The 17,415-nt window shown below is 57.2% G+C and carries 17 protein-coding genes; 10 read left to right on the top strand and 7 right to left on the bottom strand.

Features of this window, described 5'->3' with window-relative positions; translation table 11 throughout:
* The coding region (locus WBR57_RS03885) for an ABC transporter permease (protein ID WP_424082289.1) at positions 1-753 on the bottom strand (753 nt) is incomplete at its 3' end.
* Between the two features lie 361 nt (positions 754-1,114).
* Here WBR57_RS03885 and WBR57_RS03880 point away from each other — a divergent pair.
* The 3 genes from WBR57_RS03880 to WBR57_RS03870 are packed head-to-tail and all read left to right on the top strand — an operon-like array spanning position 1,115 to position 4,354.
* Positions 1,115-1,951: a transketolase gene (locus tag WBR57_RS03880; protein WP_424082287.1), complete on the top strand. Its 837-nt coding sequence runs from the start codon at positions 1,115-1,117 to the stop codon at positions 1,949-1,951.
* Complete coding sequence (locus tag WBR57_RS03875) at positions 1,941-2,873, top strand: transketolase family protein (protein ID WP_424082285.1); 933 nt, start codon at positions 1,941-1,943, stop codon at positions 2,871-2,873. The genes WBR57_RS03880 and WBR57_RS03875 overlap by 11 nt, the downstream gene beginning before the upstream one ends.
* A 5-nt stretch (positions 2,874-2,878) precedes the next feature.
* Complete coding sequence (locus WBR57_RS03870; protein WP_424082283.1) at positions 2,879-4,354, top strand: FGGY family carbohydrate kinase; 1,476 nt, start codon at positions 2,879-2,881, stop codon at positions 4,352-4,354.
* A 76-nt stretch (positions 4,355-4,430) separates the two neighbouring features.
* Here the strand turns inward: WBR57_RS03870 and WBR57_RS03865 are convergent, their stop codons facing one another.
* Positions 4,431-5,375: an aliphatic sulfonate ABC transporter substrate-binding protein gene (locus WBR57_RS03865; protein WP_424082281.1), complete on the bottom strand. Its 945-nt coding sequence runs from the start codon at positions 5,373-5,375 to the stop codon at positions 4,431-4,433.
* Between the two features lie 253 nt (positions 5,376-5,628).
* On the opposite strand from WBR57_RS03865, the gene WBR57_RS03860 reads away from it, so the two are divergent.
* Genes WBR57_RS03860 through WBR57_RS03850 form a run of 3 tightly spaced genes read left to right on the top strand, consistent with a single transcriptional unit; the run spans position 5,629 to position 8,445 of the window.
* Entirely contained in the window at positions 5,629-6,687 is a 1,059-nt protein-coding gene (locus WBR57_RS03860) for an ABC transporter substrate-binding protein (protein ID WP_424082279.1), read from the top strand.
* A complete protein-coding gene (locus tag WBR57_RS03855; protein ID WP_424082277.1) occupies positions 6,674-7,663 on the top strand; it encodes an ABC transporter permease in 990 nt (329 codons plus the stop codon). Before WBR57_RS03860 ends, WBR57_RS03855 begins: the two co-directional genes overlap by 14 nt.
* Complete coding sequence (locus WBR57_RS03850) at positions 7,657-8,445, top strand: ABC transporter ATP-binding protein (protein ID WP_424082275.1); 789 nt, start codon at positions 7,657-7,659, stop codon at positions 8,443-8,445. Before WBR57_RS03855 ends, WBR57_RS03850 begins: the two co-directional genes overlap by 7 nt.
* Here WBR57_RS03850 and WBR57_RS03845 read toward each other — a convergent pair whose 3' ends face one another.
* Positions 8,446-9,294, bottom strand: a complete 849-nt coding sequence (locus WBR57_RS03845) for an AraC family transcriptional regulator (protein ID WP_424082273.1) — start codon at positions 9,292-9,294, stop codon at positions 8,446-8,448.
* A gap of 109 nt (positions 9,295-9,403) precedes the next feature.
* Here WBR57_RS03845 and WBR57_RS03840 point away from each other — a divergent pair, with 109 nt between their 5' ends.
* Entirely contained in the window at positions 9,404-9,814 is a 411-nt protein-coding gene (locus WBR57_RS03840; RefSeq protein WP_424082271.1) for a hypothetical protein, read from the top strand.
* A gap of 125 nt (positions 9,815-9,939) precedes the next feature.
* On the opposite strand, the gene WBR57_RS03835 is transcribed toward WBR57_RS03840, so the two are convergent.
* Positions 9,940-10,275: a hypothetical protein gene (locus WBR57_RS03835; protein WP_424082269.1), complete on the bottom strand. Its 336-nt coding sequence runs from the start codon at positions 10,273-10,275 to the stop codon at positions 9,940-9,942.
* A 91-nt stretch (positions 10,276-10,366) separates the two neighbouring features.
* Here WBR57_RS03835 and WBR57_RS03830 point away from each other — a divergent pair, with 91 nt between their 5' ends.
* Both WBR57_RS03830 and glsB (WBR57_RS03825) read left to right on the top strand, forming a co-directional pair.
* Positions 10,367-10,711 carry a hypothetical protein gene (locus tag WBR57_RS03830; RefSeq protein ID WP_424082267.1) on the top strand — a complete coding sequence of 115 codons (345 nt, stop codon included), beginning with the start codon at positions 10,367-10,369 and terminating at the stop codon, positions 10,709-10,711.
* Positions 10,712-10,766: 55 nt separating this feature from the next.
* Complete coding sequence (glsB, locus tag WBR57_RS03825) at positions 10,767-11,675, top strand: glutaminase B (protein WP_078743128.1); 909 nt, start codon at positions 10,767-10,769, stop codon at positions 11,673-11,675.
* Between the two features lie 90 nt (positions 11,676-11,765).
* Here the strand turns inward: glsB (WBR57_RS03825) and WBR57_RS03820 are convergent, their stop codons facing one another.
* Positions 11,766-14,006: a hypothetical protein gene (locus tag WBR57_RS03820; RefSeq protein ID WP_424082265.1), complete on the bottom strand. Its 2,241-nt coding sequence runs from the start codon at positions 14,004-14,006 to the stop codon at positions 11,766-11,768.
* Positions 14,007-14,301: 295 nt separating this feature from the next.
* Between WBR57_RS03820 and glsB (WBR57_RS03815) the strand changes: the two genes are divergently transcribed.
* A complete protein-coding gene (glsB, locus tag WBR57_RS03815; protein ID WP_424082263.1) occupies positions 14,302-15,180 on the top strand; it encodes a glutaminase B in 879 nt (292 codons plus the stop codon).
* A 260-nt stretch (positions 15,181-15,440) separates the two neighbouring features.
* Here glsB (WBR57_RS03815) and WBR57_RS03810 read toward each other — a convergent pair whose 3' ends face one another.
* The gene (locus WBR57_RS03810) at positions 15,441-16,271 is read right to left on the bottom strand and encodes an HNH endonuclease signature motif containing protein (RefSeq protein ID WP_424082261.1); all 831 of its coding nucleotides are present in this window, start codon (positions 16,269-16,271) and stop codon (positions 15,441-15,443) included.
* A gap of 398 nt (positions 16,272-16,669) precedes the next feature.
* Positions 16,670-17,005, bottom strand: coding sequence for a DUF6124 family protein (locus WBR57_RS03805; protein ID WP_424082259.1), 336 nt, complete (start codon positions 17,003-17,005; stop codon positions 16,670-16,672).
* Positions 17,006-17,415 lie beyond the last annotated feature (410 nt).

The raw sequence follows: 17,415 nt of genomic DNA, 5'->3' as shown, positions 1-17,415 counted from the left end.
GTCGAGGCGCGCGGCCAGGGTCACCGCGGCGATCCCGGCGAGGGCGCCGCTGATGGCGTAGACCCACAGGGTGATCGCACGCACCTTGATGCCCGACAGGCGCGCCACTTCTGGGCTGCCGCCCATGGCGTAGAGGTTGCGGCCACCGGCGCGAAAGCGCAGGAACACCCAGGCCACCACCAGCATCACCAGGAACAGCCCGACGGTGGCGGAGAGAAAGCCGAAATGCCGCACCGTGGCCAGGCTGGTGAACCAGTCTGGGTAACCGACGATCTGCCGGCCTTCGGTGAGGATATTCGCCAGGCCGCGCGCCACCGACATCATGGTCAACGTGGCAATAAACGGCGGCAGCTTGGCGTAGGTGATCAACCCGCCCGAGACCAGCCCGGCGAGCATGCCGCTGGCAATCGAGATGGGAATGGCGAAGCCCAATGGCACTGCCTGGTCCTGGTAGAGCCAGCCGAGCATCATCATCGAAAAGGCCAGCACCGAGCCGACCGACAGGTCGATGCCGCCGATCACGATCACCGCCGTCATGCCAATCGCCAGGATGCCCAGCACGGTGACCTGATCAAGGATGTTCAGGCCATTGCGCAACGAGAAGAAGAATTCGGAACTGAAGGAGAAGACCAGCACCAGCAGCACCAGCCCGATCAGCGGGCCGCCGATATTGCTGGGCAGCAGTTTCACGATACGTGGGCGGGGTGGCGGCTTGAGTTCGGCCGGGTGCTGGACAATAGCTTTGGCGTCCACAGTGTTCTCCTGATTTATTTTTTTTGGAGTGCTTTCAGGCCTCATGAATATTTATGCGTGCCTGACTGTTAATTCAGATTCCAGTGGCACCGTGCCAAAGTCAAGCGCTTAATTTTTCATGCAGGCCTCTGAATCGATGTTCGCATCGGTCGCAAAGCCACGGGATAGACTCGCGCGCGTGGGATTTTGGCCGTCTGTCCGAGGGGCATTTCCTGGTTTTATTTCATTTTTCAGCGGATCGCTCACTTGACCTGCCGGGCGTTCGGCGTCTAAATAGAAATATATTGTCACTGCTGAATAAATATTCAAAGACGGCTTTCGACACTTTTACCTCGCGTGGTCAGCCCACAGGAGTTGCTGCATGAATGCCTTCCAGTACGACGCTCAACAGATCAAAGAACAGGCCCGCCTGATCCGGCGCCACGTGATCCGCCTGAATGCCGACTCACCGGCCGGCGGCCACACCGGGGCTGACCTGTCGGAAACCGACATCCTCGCGACCCTGTATTTCCGCATCCTCAATACCGGCCCGGAACGCACCGAAGACCCGGAGCGCGATATCTATATCCAGAGCAAGGGCCATGGCGTCGGCGGTTTGTATTGCTGCCTGGCGCAGGCGGGCTACATCCCCACCGACTGGCTGCCGACCTACCAGCACTTCAACTCGCATTTACCCGGCCACCCGGTGCGCCAGAAAACCCCCGGCATCGAACTCAACACCGGCGCCCTCGGCCACGGCTTGCCGGTGGCGGTAGGGCTGGCGCTGGCGGCGAAGATGTCCGGCAGCAAAAAACGCATCTACGTGCTGACCGGCGACGGTGAGCTGGCCGAAGGTTCGAACTGGGAAGCGGCGATGGCGGCGGCCAAATACGGCCTGGATAACCTGTTTGTAATCGTCGACAAAAATAAGCTGCAGCTGGCCGGGTTGACCGCCGAGATCATGCCGCTCGACCCGCTGGACGTGAAATGGGCCGCCTTTGGCTTCAGCGTCAGCGAGTGCGACGGCAATGATGTGAGCCAGTTGATCGAGTCCCTGGAAAGCATGCAGACCAAGACCGGCGCGCCCCAGGTGCTGATCGCCCACACCATCAAAGGCAAGGGCGTGTCGTTTATCGAAGCCCGCCCCGAGTGGCACCACCGCGTGCCCAAGGGTGATGAAATCAATGCAGCTCTGGAGGAGTTGAGTCATGGCGAGTGAACATCTGGCGAGCGTCATGGTTGAAGCCTTTATTGCCGCCGTCGATGCCGGGCTGGACCTGGTGCCGGTGGTCAGCGACTCCACTTCCACAGCCAAGATCGGCCCGTTTGCCCAGCGCTTTCCCGAGCGCCTGATCAATGTGGGGATTGCCGAGCAGTCGCTGGTCAGCGTCGCGGCGGGCCTGGCCCTCGGCGGCAAGATCGCGGCGACCTGCAACGCCGCGCCGTTCCTGATTTCGCGCGCCAATGAGCAGATCAAGGTCGACGTCTGCTACAACCAGGCCAACGTGAAAATGTTCGGCCTGAACGCCGGCGCCAGCTATGGGCCGTTGGCGAGTACCCATCACAGCATTGACGATATTTCGGTAATGCGCGGGTTTGGCAATGTGCAGATTTTCGCCCCGGCCGATGCGCTTGAGTGCCGGCAGATCGTCGATTACGCGCTGCGCTACAAAGGCCCGGTGTATATCCGCCTTGACGGTAAAGCCTTGCCCGACGTGCACAGTGGCGACTACCAATTCGCCCCCGGCCAAGTCGACATCCTGCGCCAGGGCGCGGACGTGAGCATCGTCGCGCTGGGCTCGGTGGTGCACGAAGCAGTGGACGCCGCCGCGTTGCTGGCGGAGCAGGGCATTCAGGCGCAGGTGATCAACCTGTCCTCAATCCGTCCGTTGCAGCGGGACGTGTTGCTGAGTGCGCTCAGGGGTACGCGCGCGGTGATCACGGTGGAAGAACACAATATCAATGGCGGCGTCGGCAGCCTGGTTGCCGAAGTGCTGGCCGAAGCCGGACTGGGCATTGCCTTGACCCGCCTGGGCATCGGCGATGGCGAATACGCCGCTGCCGGTGCGCGCGAACCGACGCGCGCCTTGCATAACATCGACGCGGCTGGGATTGTGGCGGCTGCCACTCGGTTGCGGTGAATACGATGACAGACAATACGCCGCTGATCCTGGCGATAGACGAAGGCACCAGCAACGCCAAGGCGGTGCTGGTCAACGAACTCGGGCAGGTGATCGCCCGGGGTTCGCGGCCGCTGAGCATCAGCCACCCCCAGGCTGGGTTTTCCGAGCAGGACCCGTTGCTGATCTGGCACAGCACCCTGGCGGCCATCGAGGAATGCCTGGCCCAGGTGGATCGTCCGATCACCGCGTTGGCCATCAGCAACCAGCGTGAATCGGTGGTGGCCTGGGACCGGCGCACCGGCGAGCCGTTGTCGCCGTGCATCAGCTGGCAGTGCCGACGCTCCACGGCGTTGTGTACGCAACTGCATGAGCAGGGCCACGAGGCCGTGATTCTGGAGAAGACCGGTCTCGCGCTTGACCCGATGTTTTCCGCCGGTAAATTGCGCTGGATTCTCGATAACCTCGACCACGGCCATGCCCGTGCCGCCGTCGGTGAAATCTGCCTGGGCACGGTCGACAGCTGGCTGCTGTGGAAACTCAGCGGCGGCCAGGTATTTGCCACCGACTATTCCAACGCCGCGCGTACCCAACTGTTCAACCTGCACACCTGTGCCTGGGACCCTGAGCTGTTGGATCTGTTTGCGATTCCCTTGGCGGCACTCGCACCGATCCAGCCAAGCGCCGGGTTCTTTGCCGCAACCGTCGCGGTCGGCGGGCTGCCTGCGGGCATCCCGGTGATGTCGATGATCGGCGACTCCCATGCGGCGCTGTACGGGCAGGGTGGGTTTGCACCTGGGCTGGTCAAAGCCACCCTCGGCACCGGGTCGTCCCTGATGACCCCCATGAGCGGCGCGATTGCCTCCACCCATGGCCTCTCGACCACCCTGGCCTGGCATGACGGCAGCGCACCGACGTTCGGCATGGAAGGCAATATCGTCCACACCGGCGCCGCGGTGCAGTGGGCCTCGCGACTGGTGGCCGGGGAATCCCTCGACGCCCTGACCGAACAGGCCGCGCAACTGCCCGACAATGGCGGCGTGTACTTCGTGCCGGCGCTGTCCGGGCTCGGCGCACCGCACTGGAAAGCCGACGCGCGCGGCCTGATCTGCGGCCTGACCGAAGCCACCTCCGGCGCGCACATCCTGCGCGCGTCGCTGGAGTCCATCGGCTATCAGATTCGCGATGTGTTCGAGGCCATGCAGCAAGACATCGGCAGCCGGCTCAAGGAACTGTGGGTGGACGGCGGCGCCACGCGTAACCGCTGGCTGATGCAGTTTCTCGCCGACCTGCTGCAACGCCCGGTGGTGCGCAGCCTGTCGCCGGAAGTCTCGGCGTTGGGCGCGGCGCACCTGGCCGGGCGCGCATTGGGGATATGGGCGAGTGATGAAGCGCTGGGGCAGCTGGAGCGCCAGCGCGAGCGGTTTGAGCCGCAGGCTGATCCGGCGATGGCGGGGCGGTATGCAGAATGGAAAAAGGCCCTGAACCGAACACTTCTTTAATGACCTGTGAGGTCCAAAAACTGTGGGAGCAGGCAAGCCTGCTCCCACAGTTGACCGCGTTGTGCCGGTTATTTCGTCAGGGCTTCCAGGTCTGCACATCCTTGGCATCCACGGCCTTGGGCAACAATCCCGCCTTGAAGAACGCGTCGGCAATCTTCTGCTGCTCACCCAACTGATCGATCGTCACCGGCTGCACCTGATAGCTGCGGTGTGCGTTCGCTGCTTCCACGGTGGCCACATCCAGGTTGCCCCACAGCGGGCCGAGCACTTTGGCCGCGTCCTGCGGATTGGTTTTCACCCACTTGCCAGCCTTCTCCAACTGCTCATACACCACCTTCAGCACTTCAGGATGGGCCTTGGCGTACGGTGTGCCGGTCAGGTAATAGCGCTTGTAACTCGCCAGCCCGGCGCCGTCGGCCAGGGTGCGGGTCGGCAGTTGGCGTTGCACGCTGGTGAGGAAGGGTTCCCAGGTGACCCAGGCATCCACCTTGTTGTTCTCGAACGCCGCGCGCCCATCCGCCGGGGACAGGTAGGCCGGTTCGATATCGGAGAAGGCCAGGCCGGCTTTGGCCAACGCCGCGATCAGCAAATAGTGGGTGCCGGCCGCCTTGGTCACCGCGATTTTCTTGCCTTTCAAATCCGCCAGTTGCTGGATCGGCGAGTCTTTGCGCACCACGATCGCCTGGGCTGAAGGCGAGGGCGCTTCCTGGGCGAAGTAGGTGAGTTTGGCCTGGGCCGCCTGGGCGAAGATCGGCACGGTGTCGGCCACGTCGGCGCTGATGTCGACGTTGCCGACGTTAAGCGCTTCCAGCAGCGGCAGGCCGCTGGGGAACTCGTGCCAGCTCACATCGATGTTGTCGGCCTTGAGGGCTTGTTCCAGGGTGCCCTGGGTTTTCAGCAGGGTGATCAGGGTCGAGGATTTCTGGTAGCCGATACGAACGGTTTGCTGGGCTTCGGCACTGACGGCAACCGAAAAGGCCAGCAAGCCCAGGACGGCGGCGAGGGGACGGCGAATGGACATGGCGAGCTCGATCTTCAACGAAATATGGCCAAGCTTAAGGTTCTAAAAACCGTTCGATAAATACTCTTTCGGTCTTAGCTTAGGGCGCTTTTGCTCGCTTCCTGTCCATCGGGCATAACCATAGAATTATATGGTTCTTTCATAAAAGTCAGTCATTAATATAATCAAAATCGAATTTTTGACGCGGTAATCTTTCAAGGCCACGTCCCACCACAGCGTTAAAACAAGACATCATTCAAAAGGGATATTGTGCATGGCCACTTTCGATCACCTGACCCGTCGCCGCCTGCTCGGCATGGCCGGTCTGACCCTGGCGGGCCTGTCGTTGCCGCGCCTGCTTCTGGCCGCCGACGAACACGCCGGCCATAACCTGCCGCAGGAACCTGCCGGCACCGGTGATTTCATCCGCCTGGATGCGCCGCGCAAGTTGAAACTGGCGGTCAACCTTAACGCCGTGTGCCTGGCACCGGTGGTGATCGCCCACGGCCAGGGCTTTTTCACTAAGCACAACCTGGACGTGGAACTGGTCAACTTCGGCAACTCCACCGAAGTGCTGCTGGAGGCCATTGCCACCGGCAAGGCCGATGCGGGCGTGGGCATGGCGCTACGCTGGCTCAAGGCGCTGGAGCAGGGTTTCGACGTGAAGCTCACCGCCGGCACCCATGGCGGTTGCCTGCGGTTGCTCAGTGCGGTGAATGGCGGCGTGACCCAGCTCGAAGACCTCAAGGGCAAGGCCATCGGCGTGACCGACATGGCCAGCCCGGACCGCAATTTCTTCTCGATCCTGCTGAAAAAACATGGCGTCGATCCGGTGCGCGACGTGGAATGGCGCCTGTACCCGGCCGACCTGCTCGGCACCGCGCTGGAGCGTGGCGAAGTGCAGGCGGTCAGCGGCAGTGACCCGTTCATGTACCGCCTGATCAAGTCCGGCGTGGCGCGGGAGCTGTCCACCAATCTGGTGGAGGAATACGCCAACCTCAGCTGCTGCGTGGTGGGTGTCACCGGCAAACTGGTGCGCGAAGACAAGCGCGTGGCGGCGGCGCTGACCCAGGCGATTCTCGAAGCTCACGACTATTCCGTGCAGCACCCGGAGGCTGTTGCCAAAGGCTTCCAGGCTTATGCGCTGAACACCTCCACCGAAGAAGTGCAGGCGATCCTCCACGACCACACCCACGGCCACCATGCCGTCGGCGCGGCGCTGACGCAGGAAATCACCACCTACGTCACCGATTTGAAAACCGTGGAAGTGATCAGCAAAGGCACCGATCCGGTGGCGTTCGCCAAGGAGATTACCGCCGATGTCTTCAACTGACGCGACCACCCTCAACGCGCCGGTGGCCCTCAGGGTCGGTTGGCAGCCTGCAGCCGTGGTGGCGGCCTGGGTCGCCGTCGCGCTGTTGATCAGCTTCTGGCCCAACGCGACACGCAACTGGCCACTGACCCAAGGCCTGGCCAATCTTTGCGTGGGCGTGGCGGCGTTGTTCATCGTGCTGAGCCTGGCGGGCAGCAAGCTCGCAAGACTCGGGCTGCGCCTGCGCAATGCGGCGCCCTGGTTGATCGCCTTGCCAGTGCTGCTGGGCATCTGGGAGTTGCTCACCGCCAAACTGGCGCTGTTGCCGGTGCCGTTTTTTGCACCGCCCCAGGCGTTGCTCGCGGTGTACATCGAAGACTACGCGCGCCTTGCCGACAGCTTGCTGCATTCGGCCTTGCTGCTCGGCTCGGGCGTAGCCTTGGGCGCGGCTACCGGGTTCGTCGCAGGCGTGGCCATCGGTTGGTCCACGCGCATCGGCTATTGGCTGCACCCGGTACTGCGCATTCTCGGCCCGGTGCCGTCGACGGCGTTGTTGCCGCTGTGTTTTTTCCTGTTTCCCAGCAGTTGGAGCGCCAGCGTGTTCCTGATTGCCCTGGCCACCTGGTTTCCGGTTACGGTGCTGACCTGGTCCGGTGTGGCCAGCGTCGACAAAGCCTACTACGACGTGGCCCGCACCTTGGGCGCGAGGCAAGGTTTCCTGATTTTCAAAGTGGCGATTCCTGCCGCGTTGCCCCACGTGTTCGTCGGCCTGTTCATGGGCCTGGGCGCGTCGTTTTCGACCCTGGTGGTGGCGGAAATGATGGGGGTCAAATCCGGTATCGGCTGGTACTTGCAATGGGCCCAGGGTTGGGCCGCCTACGCGAATATGTACGCGGCCCTGCTGATCATGGCGCTGGCGTGTTCGGGGTTGATCAGCGGGCTGTTCCTGGTGCGTGATCGCTTGCTGGCCTGGCAAAAAGGAGCGATGAAATGGTAGCCCTGGCACACGCGGCATCGGCGCCTGAGGGCTTGGCGTTGCGCATCGAAAACCTGAGCCATGGCTTTGCCCTGGACGGCCAGCACCTGCCGGTGCTGGAGCAGGTTTCGCTGGACGTGGCGCCGGGCGAGTTCGTGGCGCTGCTCGGGCCTTCCGGTTGCGGCAAATCCACCTTGTTGCGCTTGGTGGCCGGGCTGGAACCGGCGGATTCCGGCAGGCTGTTGGCCGACGGCGAGCCCATCCTCGGCCCGGACCCGAGCCGTGTGGTGGTGTTCCAGGACCCGACCCTGTACCCCTGGCGCCGCGTGTGGGACAACGTCGCTATCGGCCTGGAAGCCCAAGGCCTGCTCAAGACCCATTCAGCCAAGGTCGATGAGGCGCTGGAAAAAGTCGGCCTCAGCCAGTTTGCCCGCGCCTATCCCCGGCAATTGTCGGGCGGCATGGCGCAACGGGTCGCGCTGGCTCGCGCGCTGGTCAACCAGCCCCGGCTGCTGATCCTCGACGAGCCCCTGGGCAAACTCGACTCGCTGACCCGTATCACCATGCAAAAGGAGCTGATCGACCTGTGGCAGCGCCAGGGTTACACGGCGCTGCTGGTGACTCACGATGTGGAAGAGGCGTTGCTGCTGGCCAACCGGGTGATTGTGTTCAGCGACCGCCCGGCTGAAATCCAGGCGCAACTGACCATTGACCGGCCATACCCGCGCCACCGCGATGACCCCTATCTGGTCGACCTGCGCCGTCAGATCCTGGGCCTGCTGGGGCTGGGAGAAAACTGGTAGTCAGTGGGCATCTTTCAGCGCGATGGTCTGGCTGGTCGCGCTTAAATGGCCGGCGCGTTCCGCCAGGTAACGCGCCGGCGGCTGGCCCACCGCCTTGCGGAACATGGTGATAAAACCGCTGGCGTTTTCATAGCCCAGGTCCAGCGCCACGGTCTGCACGCTTTGGCCCTTGGCCAGGCGCTGCAACGACAGAATCACATGCAGCTGGCGGCGCCAGCGGCCAAAACTCAAGCCCAGTTCCTCCAGCAACAGCCGTGTCATGCTGCGTTCGCTCATGCCGATGCGCATTGCCCATTGGCTGAGGCTGGCCTTGTCGGCTGGCTGGGCCAGCAGGCTGTCGGCCAGGCGCCGCAGGCGTGGGTCCTGGGGCATGGGCAGGTGCAGCGCTTCGATGGGGGCGGCGGCCAGTTCATCCAGCAAGGTGTTGATCAGGCGTCCCTGGGCGCCGCCTTCGTCATACAGCTGGGGGAAACTCACGGCCTTGCCGATCAGCTCGTGCAGCAGGCCCGACACCGCCAGGGTGCAGCATTGCGGGGGCAGGGCGCTCGCGGCATCGGGGTCGATCAGCAGGCAGTAGACCTCGGCTTCGCCAGCGCCGCGCGCCGCGTGCGAGGTGCCGCCGGGAATCCACAGCGCACATTGCGGTGGCACGATCCAGATACCCGCTTCGATCTCACAGTGGATAACCCCGCGCAGGGTATACATCAACTGGCCTTTGCGATGCGCATGCTGGGCATGCTCCCAGGTGTCCGAGGTGCTGGTGGCGCCCACAGCCACCACGGCGCGCGGGAACACGTCAGCATCCTTGGCCATCAGCGGGTCATGCACATCCAGGCGGTGGTGTTTCATGGTGCGATCACAGGTTGGCTGAATTGCGAAACAGTCTGGCTATTCTGTGCAATGCCGTCCAGCGCCGCGCTCACTATAGTGAGAGTCACTCTCATCAAGGAGCTTTGCCATGCGACTCGACAGCACAACTTTCCCGGTGGTCAAAATCGTCTTCGACGCCCCCAACGAGGGTGGGACGGAGGACGCCTACCGGGTCTTCGAAGCATTACTGGCGAGGGAGCAAGCCTTTGTGTTGCTGCACGAAAAGTCTGTAGATGAAAACAACCACGCGCACTCCCACGAGGAACGCAAGCAGGCGTCGATCTGGATGAAAAAGAACAAGCAGGCGTTGCGTGCGTTCGTCAAAGGCATGATTCAGGTGGAACCCAGTGCCGCGCAACGCCTGGCCCTCAAGCCGTTTGCGCTGATGTTCGGCAAAGCCTGGGGCTACCCGCTGCTGGTGGTGGAATCCAAGGACCAGGCCTGGGCGCTGGCGCGGGATGTGCTGGATGAGCGGGTGTCGGATGTGGCGCATTTTTGACGTGCACGCAGTAAAAAAAGTAGCAACGGGCTTGCTCGCGAATACGGTGGATCGGTGCCTATATTTTTGACTGACACACCGCATTCGCGAGCAAGCCCGCTCCCACATTTGTTCCGTGGTGACCCTTAGTCCACGCAAATCGCCCGGCCCAGCTGGCCTTTTTCCACCGTCGCCGAGCAGCCGAAGTGGCCGTTATCCACCTGGCACGCGCCCGTCACCGGGCCGTTGCCGGACTGGGTAGTGACGCTGGTCTGACACTCGCCTTCACACTGGCTCGAATCGGTGCACGCCTTGCCCGCATCCTTGTAGGGCGTCACACACTTCCAGCTCTGCAGCTTGCCGACCTGCTTCATCGTACCGCCGCCGGCCAGGCAGACGGAGGCGGTGGAATCCTGCGCCGGCGGAGTGGTGGAACACGCCGATACCAGCAGTAAAGCGGCCAGGCCGATCATCAATTTCATGCAAAAGTCCTCGTGGAGTAAGCGCAACGGTGCAGTGTACGGGCATATGGACTACTTTGATTGACGAGCGATCCCTTCCCGGTACTTACCCATGCACAGCTTATGGAAGCGCTACATGGCGTTGCTGGAAAACGACCTGAGCACGCAGATCTTCGACAACGTGAAGAACCTGCTGGTGTGCGCGCTGTTATTCGCGGCGGGTACTAATACGCTGGTCGGTCAGCATGATTTATTTATCGGCGTGTTCGCGTCCAGCGTGGCCGGTTGGGGCCTGATTATCCTGTCGGCGGCATTGATGGTATTGAACGTCAGCGACGGCATTCGCCGGCTCGCCAAGCTGCGTTATCACCTGGCATTGCAGCTGCTGCTGATCCTGGCTTACCTGGTGATTGCCGAGCGCGTGGTGGAGATTGTGTGGGGCTTTCGGGCGCATTGAAGTATCCTCCGCGGCCCGCTTTCCACTGATTCAAACAAAGATGACCGGACAAGACATGCAGGCGCTTCTCGAGTCGATCCTCGACGAAGTCCGCCCACTGATCGGCCTCGGCAAAGTCGCCGACTACATCCCCGCACTGGCCGACGTGCCCGCCAACCAACTGGGCATCGCGGTATACGGCAACGACGGCGCGGCCTACTGCGCCGGCGACGCCGACACGTTGTTCTCGGTACAGAGCATCTCCAAGGTGTTCAGCCTGGTGCAGGCCATCGACCACGGCGGCGAAACCATCTGGGAGCGCCTGGGCCACGAGCCTTCGGGGCAGCCGTTCAACTCCATGGTGCAACTGGAATTCGAACGCGGCCGCCCGCGCAACCCGTTCATCAACGCCGGCGCGCTGGTGATCTGCGACATCAACCAATCACGCTTCGCCGTGCCGATCCTGTCGATGCGCGACTTCGTGCGACGCCTGTCGGGCAACCCGCAGATCCTGGTCAACAGCGTGGTCGCCGACTCCGAGGCGCAACACGGCGCCCGCAACGCGGCCATGGCCTACCTGATGAAATCCTTCGGCAACTTCCACAACGACGTGGACGCAGTGCTGCACAGCTACTTCAACTACTGCGCGTTGCAGATGAGCTGCCTGGACCTGGCTCGCGCGTTCAGCTTTCTGGCTAACGAGGGCGTGAGTGCCCACAGCGGTGAGCAGATTTTGACCGCGCGCCAGACCAAGCAAGTCAACTCGATCATGGCCACCAGCGGGCTGTATGACGAGGCGGGCAACTTTGCCTATCGCGTCGGCTTGCCGGGCAAGAGCGGGGTAGGCGGTGGGATCGTCGCGGTGGTGCCGGGGCAGTTTACGGTGTGCGTGTGGTCACCGGAGTTGAACGCAGCGGGTAACTCGCTGGCGGGGATGAAGGCGTTGGAGTTGTTGAGTGAGCGGATTGGGTGGTCGGTGTTTTGACTAATCAAGTTTAAATCGCCCCGCCAATTCGAGCGGGACGACCTATAACTGCGTTAACTTAACGTTTGTGGGGGGCGAAAGTTTGTTAGATCAACTGCCGTCAGCTAAGGCGCTTGCAAATTTCCATATTTCGTCAGTGGATCTATCCAACTCTACTAATATTTTTTCCACCCGCCCCTGAAATTTTCTCACCGGTTTATATATGATTTCACCACGGTCTTTACTGGTTTCTAAATAACCATTTCCTAATAGATAGCGAATGACTTGGCCAAGACTTTTCTTGTCGACGTGAGTTAGTCCTTTGGTTAACGTGTGTTCGAGTCGCCCATTTCCGGATTGCCGGTAAACTTTTATTAGGATGGATACGAGAATAGTCTGAGCCTTTGTTAGTCCCGAATTTTTGATTGCTGTCAATGTGTCGACTGACTCAAAGTGTTTTATTGAGCACTCCCTAATCCAGGAAGGGAGCCCAGTGCTAGAGGAAACGCCTGCCAAACTTTCAATATGGCAATTTTGAATGACCACGCCTGATGGATCTATTTTTCCCAAAGTTATAGATTCGAAGATGCCGTCAGAAAATTCAATGTTGCTAATGTTTCCTTCTTCAAAACTCAGGTCTCCGAAGTGAGGTTCGTTAAACTTTATACCGTTGAAGTCTAGCTCGTCGAGTTTTGCTTTGCTCAAGCCCGAGATGCTGTCAGATATGGAAATTTTGTTGGATTTATCTCTGTGTAGTGAGTTTTTTGCGTAGTTTATAAAGGCGCTTGCCGACTGGTTTTTGTTTATGTTGTAACCGAGAACGGAACTACCAAGGCTTTGAAGTGGGTTAAGCCATTTAAGATCAGCGATTTTTTGATCTCCAGATTGAACTTTTTCTGAGAGATCCAAAGCTCTCAGCCCGTCTAGAATGAAAGTATCGACAAAGTTTCGGTCACTAGTCTCCGAGCTTACCCGGCCTAAACCAGGTAATCTTTGTAGCATCACAGTCGATTGTTCGTTTGGATAGGAACCCGTTACCTCATGAAAAACATTGACCACTTCTGCTTCAGTTAATGGTCCGTAATTTTGTGATTTTTCTCTCGTAAGGCTTGATAGTCTTATAAGAACGCTCTTTACAGTTTCCGGGTCAAGTATTGCGTGTATCGTGGAATCTCTTTGGCACATAGCATCTATAAATTTGAACCAGAATCCTATTTCATCGCCATTTGACGATTCGAAGAGCGCTTTTACCTGCTCCGGAGTTAACGAAGCAATTGTTTTCAAAACTAATGGTTTCTTCGGGAGCCAATCTGGCAGTGAGACGCTTATCTTATTAATGTCTAAATAATGTGAAAATTCTTCGATGTTGAATTCGTCTTTGCATTTAGCTACTGTTGTGCTTTCTTTATTTAAACCTAGGGCAGAATACATTTCTTGGTCGCTGTTGAAGTAGTGATCTCTACCAGAAATCAAGCAGCCAGCACCGGTTTTGGATAGTAGGTCCTTTACGCCTTGCAATGCGTGCTTCCTAAGCATTTCAAGTGTCTTTTTATTTTCGCTCCACGGTCTAGATCCTATTTCATCGAAACCGTCGAGTAAAAAGCACAAGCGCTTACCGTTGTATGCTTTGATTACACTGTTTGTATCGTTCTCATTAATTCCTAGATGCATAAAGTGTCGGCGTATTATTTCTACAGCTGTTTCTAGACCCCAAGTCTCTTTTAGATCAATCGCAATTGGATATAAGAGGGTCTCAGCAGATTTTTTAGCGAGTATGTGAAATACTTCTCTAAAGCATCTGCTTTTCCCTGCACCATAATCACCTAATAACACTAGTTTTTCATTGTTGATTATTTTTTGTGCTATCTCTTGAGCGTTAATTTCACTTCCGTTCTGTAATTTGTAACCTACAGGGGTGTAAGCTGTGCTGTCATTTTCTCCCGTGACGGGATCTACCGCGCTGCCAAATTGTTTGCTTGATCTCAACGATTGATATGTTGGGAAGTCAAAAAACATTCTCCTAAAATCTTCAAAGGAAATTACCTCGATATGGTTTTCTTTTCCCGCATCTTTCATTCCTTGTGTAGGCAAAAAGTCACAAATTATATACGGTCTGATCATGATGTTTTTCATCATCATTGCCATTCGAATTGCTTGTATTTTCCCTACGTCTTCTCTGATTTTGTCTAAAGTTCTATTTTTGGTTATCTCTATTACGATTGTTTCAATTTCAGATATTTTTACGACGCAATCAAAATTTACTCCGCCAATTCTATCTGCGCCGGCAGGTCTGTTCCAAATATAACTGGCATATTGTCTTACGCTTTTTTCTACGTCTTCCCAACTGCTCATTTCGATCCTTGATTTGCAACTTTAGTTTAAGATTTTGTGCGTTGTTTAGTTTTGTTTTTTAATGATTTAAATTTGATTCGAAAGTGTGGCTCTAAGTTTTTGTTTTGATTTTAAGATCTGCTGATATGTGTGTTTTTTAACGGATTGCACGAGCAGCAAATGATGGCTTAAAGCTATCATTTCTATTTGGCTTATGTCTATAGAACGCTTCATCGTCATCGGTATTTCGGCGCGAATAAAATTTCACCAGAAACCGTGATGAGAAATATGCTGGTGCCATTGAGGACTACCAGATGTGGTTCGCCCACTGATCGACCAAGGCAAAGTCGCCGACTACATTCCCGCGCTGGCCGATGTGCCCGCCAACCAACTGTGCATCGCCGTATACGGCAACGACGGTTCGGCCTACTGCGCAGGCGACGCCGAGACCCTGTTCTCGGCGCAGAGCATTTCCAAGGTGTTCAGCCTGGTGCAGGCCATCGACCACGGCGGCGAAACCATCTGGGAGCGCTTGGGCCATGAGCCTTCGGGGCAGCCGTTCAATTCCATGGTGCAACTGGAATTCGAACGCGGCCGCCCGCGCAATCCCTTCATCAATGCCGGCGCGCTGGTGATCTGCGACATAAACCAATCACGCTTTTCCGTGCCGATTTTTTCGATGCGCGACTTTGTCCGGCGCTTGTCGGGCAACCCGCAGATCTTGGTCAACAGCGTGTTCCCCGATTCGGAGGCTCAACACGGTGCGAGCAATGCGGCCATGGCCTACCTGATGAAATCCTTCGGCAACTTCCACGACGATGTGGGCGCAGTGCTGCATAGCTACTTCAACTACTGCGCGCTGCAAATGAGCTGCCTGGACCTGGCCCGCGCCTTCAGCTTCCTCGCCAACGAGGGCGTAAGTGCCCACAGCGGTGAACAGGTGTTGAGCGCGCGGCAGACCAAGCAGGTTAACTCGATCATGGCCACCAGCGGGCTGTATGACGAGGCGGGCAATTTTGCCTATTGCGTGGGGTTGCCGGGCAAGAGCGGGGTAGGGGGCGGGATTGTTGCGGTGGTGCCGGGGCAGTTTACGGTGTGTGTTTGGTCGCTGGAGCTGAATGCGGCGGGGAACTCGCTAGCGGGGATGAAGGCGCTGGAGTTGTTGAGTGAGCGGATTGGGTGGTCGGTGTTTTGAGTGGGACTGAAGTTCAAAATTAATATGGAAGCATACTGATTAAATCTTTTAGGTAGTGTGAAATATTCTAGGAATGTTATAAGGTTTGCTCCTATTTTTTTGAGGGCGTAGTGGTAATATGCATTGTGATCTTGTTTGTGTTATACAGGTATTTCAGTGTTGAGTGATTGACGATCTGGGTGATGATAAAGCGACGTCACATACGATGAACGTCGCTTAACACATAAAGTGTTTATGTTTTTTGTTGGCGGCAAAACTCGCTACCATTGATATGGAGTAAAGGACTGTAGGTCGACCTCTGTAAAATTGAATCGCAAGTACTTGACTAGATCTTGGTAGTTCGATGTGAATTCGGCTTTTAGTTTGGATATTTCTTTTCGCACTTCGAAAGATTCTTTCAAAGCATACATTTCTCCCTTGTTGAAAGGCACAATATATGAAGTGCCTCTTGGGGTGGCTCCGCCATAGAAGCTGATGTAGCGACCTTCAGTAGTCTCAAGACCAGCAGTCAATATCGATGTCAGTGCGAAGTAGGAATGTTCGAATTTTGAAAATTGTTCCTCAAGTTGATTATCGAAAAAAGGCCGCGCATCGGGCAGGTCTATTGGGAATGCCTTAAGTATTTCGCCGGCGTCAAAAAAGGTTACATCAAAGCAGTCAGGCAAATCTTCATACTGTCCACGTATTTTAGTGAACGGCACATGTTTCATAAATGCACATAACGCACTAACATCTTTGCGTCTGTTAGGATTGCTTTCCAGTCGCTGATTCACCCATAATTCAAGCTCCAGTTTTTTGTTTTTTAACCAAGAAGTAGTAAACTTTTCAGGGTTCGCGTCAACAGCCCTATGATGGTTTCGACAGAGTAATATAAGGTTGTCGTAACTATTGATGTCGCCTTTGTAAACTTCTTCGCCTCTCGGTCCCTTTCCTCTTTTTGCAATGACGTGAGCCATCTCTGCAATGTTCTGATCTGTCAGTGAGATGTCGCAAACAGAGTCTAAAAATACACTTTCATAACCCGGGCAAATCGCACAGCGGCCCGCTGCTTTTCCGTATAACTCTTTGAGTGCTGGAGTCTTGATGGTCATTGGTTTTTTCCAGTCCTTGAAAATTAGTTTTGGTTTCGTTATTCATGTCTATTGCTTTCGAACCCAGGAAAGCACGTGATAGATATTGGATGATATCAAAGCGTCATCACTGATGCATCGGCTCTCGTTAATCTGCTTGCCAGAATGTGCGGGCTTATGAATCTGCATCGGGTGAGGGCAGAGGCGTTTTCTATACGTCGGAGGCGACGGTACTGATGGGGCTAATGAGATCTGAATTTTTTTTTGGATTTGAGATCGTTCCCAGGCTCTGCTTGGGGATGCCTCCTGTGACGCTCCGCCTCACCTTGCGCTGGGCTTGAGTACAGGGTTAAGAGTGGGACGCAGAGCGCCCGGGGCGTCATTCCCACGCGGAGCGTGGGAATGCTCAACGAACAATCTCAAGCGGCTGGATGGGATTCGTCTAACGCCTTGTCCACCAGCAGTTGTACACCTTCGAGCATACGGCAGATACCCAGTACGACGTTGCGCTGGGCGCCATCAATTTCAAAGGCCATGTGGTTGGCGATATCGCAGATGGACGCTAGGTCCTGCGATGCGTTAACCAGCAAGGTTTCGGTGCCTAGGTCGGCGCGCACCGTGAAAAGCCCGTCGCTGGGTTCAGGTATGGGTTTACCGGGGTTGAGGTAGTGGTTGATCGCGCGGTAGGCCACTTCGTGCAGCGTGCTAGTGTCGAAGTCTTGATAGCCTGGGGGGTTGGGGCTGTCTTTAATCATGGTGAAGATCCTAAGATTAAGTGGAGCCGCCAACATTCGCGGTCAAGCGAAGAGGGTGGCAGCTGTACGCGGGTTGACCGACCGGCAATCAAAGGAAATCCGGCATACCCGAAGGTATCCCGCGTACAGCCGCCGCGACACGATACCTCAAGCGTAAAGAAAACGCCGAATAGGTTTTGGCCGTAGCGGTCCTTCAATTAATCGGACGGTCAAGTCCGGTCGCTCAGTGGGTAGCGACGGCCCAGAGATTAATCAGCGTACTTCCGACCGACAACCTGAAACAGTCGTGGGAAAGCTCCGAGAGTCCCGGGCAAAGTGCTATCTGTGTGGGAGGGGGCTTGCCCCCGATTGCAGTGTGTCAGTCAAAGATGTATCACTGACACTGCCTCATCGGGGGCAAGCCCCCTCCC

The organism is Pseudomonas sp. (assembly GCF_049590575.1).
In the GTDB taxonomy this organism is placed as follows: Bacteria; Pseudomonadota; Gammaproteobacteria; order Pseudomonadales; family Pseudomonadaceae; genus Aquipseudomonas.
Note: the sequence above shows the minus strand (reverse complement) of the source record. Positions and strands in the feature narration are given on the sequence as shown.